General features: G+C 72.1%; 4 protein-coding genes. 3 read left to right on the top strand and 1 reads right to left on the bottom strand.

Going from position 1 to position 5,118, the window contains the following annotated elements:
- Positions 1-113: 113 nt before the first annotated feature.
- Entirely contained in the window at positions 114-1,130 is a 1,017-nt protein-coding gene (locus ACK4LS_RS14535; protein ID WP_409718765.1) for an isopenicillin N synthase family dioxygenase, read from the bottom strand.
- Between the two features lie 317 nt (positions 1,131-1,447).
- Between ACK4LS_RS14535 and efeU the strand changes: the two genes are divergently transcribed.
- The 3 genes from efeU (at position 1,448) to efeB (ending at position 5,087) form a co-directional block, all read left to right on the top strand.
- Positions 1,448-2,434 carry an iron uptake transporter permease EfeU gene (gene efeU / locus ACK4LS_RS14530; protein WP_409718762.1) on the top strand — a complete coding sequence of 329 codons (987 nt, stop codon included), beginning with the start codon at positions 1,448-1,450 and terminating at the stop codon, positions 2,432-2,434.
- Positions 2,435-2,496: 62 nt separating this feature from the next.
- Positions 2,497-3,726 carry an iron uptake system protein EfeO gene (gene efeO / locus ACK4LS_RS14525; protein ID WP_409718759.1) on the top strand — a complete coding sequence of 410 codons (1,230 nt, stop codon included), beginning with the start codon at positions 2,497-2,499 and terminating at the stop codon, positions 3,724-3,726.
- Positions 3,723-5,087: an iron uptake transporter deferrochelatase/peroxidase subunit gene (efeB, locus tag ACK4LS_RS14520; protein WP_409718756.1), complete on the top strand. Its 1,365-nt coding sequence runs from the start codon at positions 3,723-3,725 to the stop codon at positions 5,085-5,087. The genes efeO and efeB overlap by 4 nt, the downstream gene beginning before the upstream one ends.
- Positions 5,088-5,118 lie beyond the last annotated feature (31 nt).

The raw sequence follows: 5,118 nt of genomic DNA, 5'->3' as shown, positions 1-5,118 counted from the left end.
GATCCGCGCGCATAAACACGTGGGGCTCGCGTTTATGCGCGTGAATCGCGTTTATGCGTGAAACGTAGGGCGCCGCGGGGCGCGGGGTGCGGGCCGGCTCGCGGCCGGCGGGATCAGGATGCCGCGCGGGCGGCGAGCAGATCGGGATGCCAGCGCTCGGCCACGTCGGGGTGGGCCCGCAGGCGTGACTTGAGCGCGTTCTCGCCGTAGGTCGCGTGGATGGGGTTGGCGGGGTCGTCTTCCACGCCCCGCGCCTCGGCGGCCAGTTCCGCCGGCAGGTCGATGATCGGCAGCCGCGCGTCGAGGGCGGGGTTGAAGAAGAACGGCACCGAGATGCGCTCGTCGGGGAAGCGCGGCGAGATCACGCGGTGGTTGGTCGCCGTCAGGTATCCCTGGGTCGCATACTCGAGCAGCTCGCCGATGTTGACGACGAACGCGCCGGGCACCGGGGGAGCGTCGACCCACTCGCCGTCTCGCTCGACCTGGAGGCCGCCCTTTCCGGGCTCGACCCAGAGGAGTGTGAGCACGCCGGAGTCCTTGTGGGCGCCCACGCCCTGTTGGGGCGTGACGTCGTCCTTGCCGGGGTACCGCACGATCTTGATGAGCGTCTGCGGGTCGCCGAAGTGGCGGTCGAAGTACTGCTCCTCGGCGCCGAGCGAGAGCGCCCAGGCGCGCAGCAGCTTGCGGGCCACGCCCGTCAGGTGATCGTGCCACTCGGTCACGACGTCCTTGAGCTCGGGCTGTGCGGCCGGCCACAGGTTGGGGCCGACGAGCCGGTTGTAGCCGGGGCCGTCGGCATCCGTGATCGCGTCGCGCTCGGGGCCGATGTCGATCTGCTCGCGCCAGTCGACGCGGCCCTGGGTGAGCTCGCCGCCCACGCGGGTGTAGCCGCGGAAATGCGGGCTGGTGACGTTCTCGATCGACAGCTTCTCGGCCTCGGGGAGGGCGAAGAAGTCCTTCGCCGCCTGCAGGAGTCGGGCCTCGAGCTCGGCGCTCACGCCGGTGCCCGTGAGGTAGAAGAACCCGACGTCGTGGGTGGCGGCGCGCAGTTCGTCGCGGAAGCGGGCTGCGGCATCCGGGCCCTGGTCGAGGAGCGACAGGTCGAGCACGGGGAGATTCAGGTCGGACATGCGTCGAGGCTAGATCGCTCGCCGCCGCGGGGTGCGAATGTTGCCGACGGTTACCGCCGGGCGGTGCTGGTGACGGCTGCGGCGGGCGAAGCTCCGGAGTTCCTCGGATCCTTGCGGGTGCGCACCGCGGATTCGCGCGCGAGCCGCGAGCGGCGCCCTCGATTTCTCCGGAGTGCGGACCATCGCGACACGCGGGCCGCGGCCTCGGGGATGCGTGAAACGGCGGTTGTGCGTAATCTGTCATGGTCAGGTGAGGCTGTCCTTACCTGATCCGCAGCGTCGCGGCATCCCGAGAATCCCGAAAGTCGGTCACGCCCGTGCTCGCCACCTTCATCATCGGCCTCCGCGAAGGCCTCGAAGCCGCCCTCGTGGTCGGCATCCTCGTCGCCTACCTCACCCGCCTCGATCGCCGCGACGCGCTGCCGAAGCTGTGGGCGGGTGTGGGCCTCGCGGTCGCCCTGGCCCTCGCGGTCGGCGCCGTGTTCACCTTCGGCGCGTACATGCTCACGTTCGAGGCGCAGGAGTTGCTCGGCGGTGGACTGTCGCTGCTGGCCGTGGCGATGGTCACCTGGATGATCTTCTGGATGCAGAGAGCCGGCCGCACGCTCAAGGCCGGGCTCGAGGGCGGGGTCGACCGAGCCCTGCGCGGCGGAGTCTGGGCGCTCGTCGCGATCGGCTTCGTGTCGGTCGCCCGCGAGGGTGTCGAGACGACGCTGCTGCTGTGGTCGATGGTGCAATCGTTCGGCGACGCGCCGCTCGCCCTGCTCGGCGCGCTGCTGGGCCTGATCGCCGCGGTCGTGCTCGGCTGGTTCATCGCGCGCGGGATGCTGCGTCTCGACCTCGGCCGGTTCTTCATCTGGACGGGCGGATTCCTCGTGGTCGTCGCCGCCGGCGTGCTCGCCTACGCCTTCCACGACCTGCAGGAGGCCGGGGCCCTGCCCGGGCCGTTCGGTGCCGGCGCGTCCCTGGACCCCGCGACGGGTCTGGTCGCGACCGGCTGGGCGGGCTTCCCGTTCGGCTGGGCCTTCGACGTCTCGGGGGTGATCGCCCCCGGCAGCGCGCTCGCCGCGTTGCTGCAGGCCACCGTGGGCTTCATGCCGCGGATGAGCTGGTTGCAGGTCATCGCGTGGGTCGTCTACGTCGCGGTCGTCGTGCCGCTGTTCGTCCGCGGTGTGCGTGCCAACCGCCGCCCGCGGCCCGCGTCCGGCGCGCCTACCGGTACGCCGGGCACGCGGCCCGCTGCGGACCCGCCCGTGCCCGCCCCGGCGGCCCCGCGCACGGCCGGAGCCCCCACCGCCCCATGAACCCCGGTCGTCGCGCGCGCCCGAAGCCGCGGCATCCGTCCCACCCATCCGAACGGAGCATCATGACCCCGAATCGCCTCCTCGCCGCGACGGCCGTGGCCGGCGCCGCCGCCCTCGTCCTCTCGGGCTGCGTCGCCAAGACCGACGCCGCAGCCTCCGGAGCCCTCTCCGTCACCTCGACCGCAGACGGGTGCGCCGTCTCGGCGGCGACCGCGCCCAGCGGAACCGTCGCCTTCGACGTGAGCAACCAGAGCGACCAGGTCACGGAGTTCTACCTGCTGGCATCCGATGGTCTGCGCATCGTCGGCGAGGTCGAGAACATCGCCCCCGGCGCCTCGCGCAACCTCACCGTCGTGGCGCAGCCCGGCGATTACTACACGCTCTGCAAGCCCGGGATGATCGGCGACGGCGTGGGCCGGGCGGCCTTCTCGGTGACCGGTGACGCGGTGGCCGTCGAGGGGCCGGATGCCGAGCAGAAGCAGCAGGCGGTCGACCTGTACGCGGCGTTCGTGAAAGACCAGGTGGGCCAGCTGCTCCCGGCCGTGCAGACCTTCGCCGCCGCGTACGAGGCAGGCGACGACGCCGCCGCGCGCGAGCAGTTCCCGCGCGTGCGCGCCTTCTACGAGCGCATCGAGCCCATCGCCGAGGCGCTCGGAGACCTCGACCCGCGCATCGACTACCGCGAGGTCGACGCCGTGGCCGAGGGGCTGGACTGGACCGGCTTCCACCGCATCGAGAAAGACCTCTGGGTTCCCGCGCAGGACGCGCTGAACGCCGACGGCGAGACGCCGGCGTGGAAGGACTGGGCCCCCTCGACCCCCGCCGAGCGGGCGACCTACGGCGACAAGCTCATCGCCGACACCCAGGAGCTCTACGACTACGTGCACTCCGACGCCTTCACGCAGGCGCTCGACACGCAGGGCGTCGCGGGTCTGTCGAACGGCGCGATCGCCCTGCTCGACGAGGTGGCCACGGGCAAGATCAGCGGTGAAGAGGACTGGTGGTCGGGAACCGACCTGTACGACTTCGCGGCGAACGTCGAGGGGTCGAAGATGGCGTTCTCGCTCGTGCGCGACTTCGCCGAGTCGAAGGGCGACAAGGGTGCGTCCCTGGTCACCCGCATCGACGCCGGTTACGCCGACCTCGAGGCGGCGCTCGCCGCCCACGGTTCCGCGGACGCCGACTTCGTCGCGTACTCGCAGCTCACCGAGGCCGACAAGCGTCAGCTCACCGACCTCATCAACGCTCTCGCCGAGCCGCTGTCGCAGCTCACCGTGACGATCCTGGAGTGAGCGTGGACGACGAGCGGTTCCCGGATGCCACGGGGGCGCCGGCGCGCGAGCCGGACCCCCGGGCCGCCCCGGATACGGCTTCCGAGCCGGCCCCCGAACCATCCTCCGAGCGTGGCCTGTCCCGCCGCGGTCTCATGGGCCTGGCGCTCGGCGCCGGCGCGGTCGGAGCCGCGCTCGGCGCCGGGGGCGGCGTGATCGGGGGCATGGCCCTCGGCCGTGATCAGGCGCACGCCGCGACGGACGCCGTGGCTCCGGCCAGCGGCATCCATCAACCCGGGATCATCACTCCCGTGCAGGACCACCTGCACTTCGCGGCCTACGACATGATGGCGCGCACGACCCGCGACGACCTCGCCGAGCTGCTCTCGGACTGGACGTACGCGGCCACGCGCATGATGCAGGGCCTCGACGTCAGCGCCTCGGGCGCGGTGGGCGGTTCACCGGAGGCCCCGCCCGACGACACCGGCGAGGCTCTGGGCCTACCGGCGAGCAACCTCACCATCACGTTCGGCTTCGGTCCGTCGCTGTTCGACGAGCGCTTCGGGCTCCCGGGGCAGCGCCCCGCGGGGCTCGAGCGGCTCCCGGCCTTCCTGGGCGACGACCTCGACCCGCTGCGCTCCGACGGCGACCTGTGCATCCAAGCCTGCGCCGATGACCCGCAGGTCGCCGTGCACGCGATCCGCAACCTCAGTCGCATCGCGTTCGGTCGCGCGACCATCCGCTGGTCGCAGCTCGGTTTCGGCCGGACGTCCAAGACCACGGCCGCGCAGGCGACGCCGCGCAACCTCTTCGGCTACAAGGACGGAACGGCCAACATCCTCGCCGACGACACCGCTGCGCTCGACGAGAACGTGTGGGTCTCGGCATCCGAGGGTCCGGCGTGGCTCGCCGGCGGGTCGTATCTGGTCGCACGGCGTATCGCCATGCTCATCGAGACCTGGGATCGCACGCGCCTGGCCGAACAGGACAGGGTCGTGGGCCGCGACAAGGCGAACGGCGCCCCGCTGTCGGGCGGTGACGAGTTCGCCGCGCCCGACTTCTCGGCGCTCGGGGCCGCGGGCTCGACGGCCATCGATCCGCGAAGCCACGTGCGGCTCGCGCACCCCGACATGAACGGCGGCATCCGCATCCTGCGACGCGGCTACAACTTCGTCGACGGCACGACCGACCTCGGTCGCCTGAACGCGGGGTTGTTCTTCCTGTCGTTCCAGAAGAGTCCCGACCGCTTCGTCACGCTGCAGCGGTCGCTGGCGACGGATGCCATGGGGGAGTACCTGCGGCACGTCGGATCGGGGCTGTGGGCCGTTCCCCCCGCGCCCGCCGCCGGCGCGTCGATCGGCGCGGGGCTGCTCGGGGCCTGACGGCCGCGGGCCGGCGCGAGGTGCGGGGCCC

The sequence above is a fragment of the Microbacterium sp. genome, assembly GCF_046295495.1.
In the GTDB taxonomy this organism is placed as follows: domain Bacteria; phylum Actinomycetota; class Actinomycetes; order Actinomycetales; family Microbacteriaceae; genus Microbacterium.
This window is presented reverse-complemented; position numbering and strand designations above follow the sequence as displayed.

Excerpts from the sequence above, each read along its gene's own strand:
- ACK4LS_RS14535 (WP_409718765.1), bottom strand. The coding sequence starts at position 1,130 with ATGTCCGACCTGAATCTCCCCGTGCTCGACCTGTCGCTCCTCGACCAG.
- efeO (WP_409718759.1), top strand. The coding sequence starts at position 2,497 with ATGACCCCGAATCGCCTCCTCGCCGCGACGGCCGTGGCCGGCGCCGCC.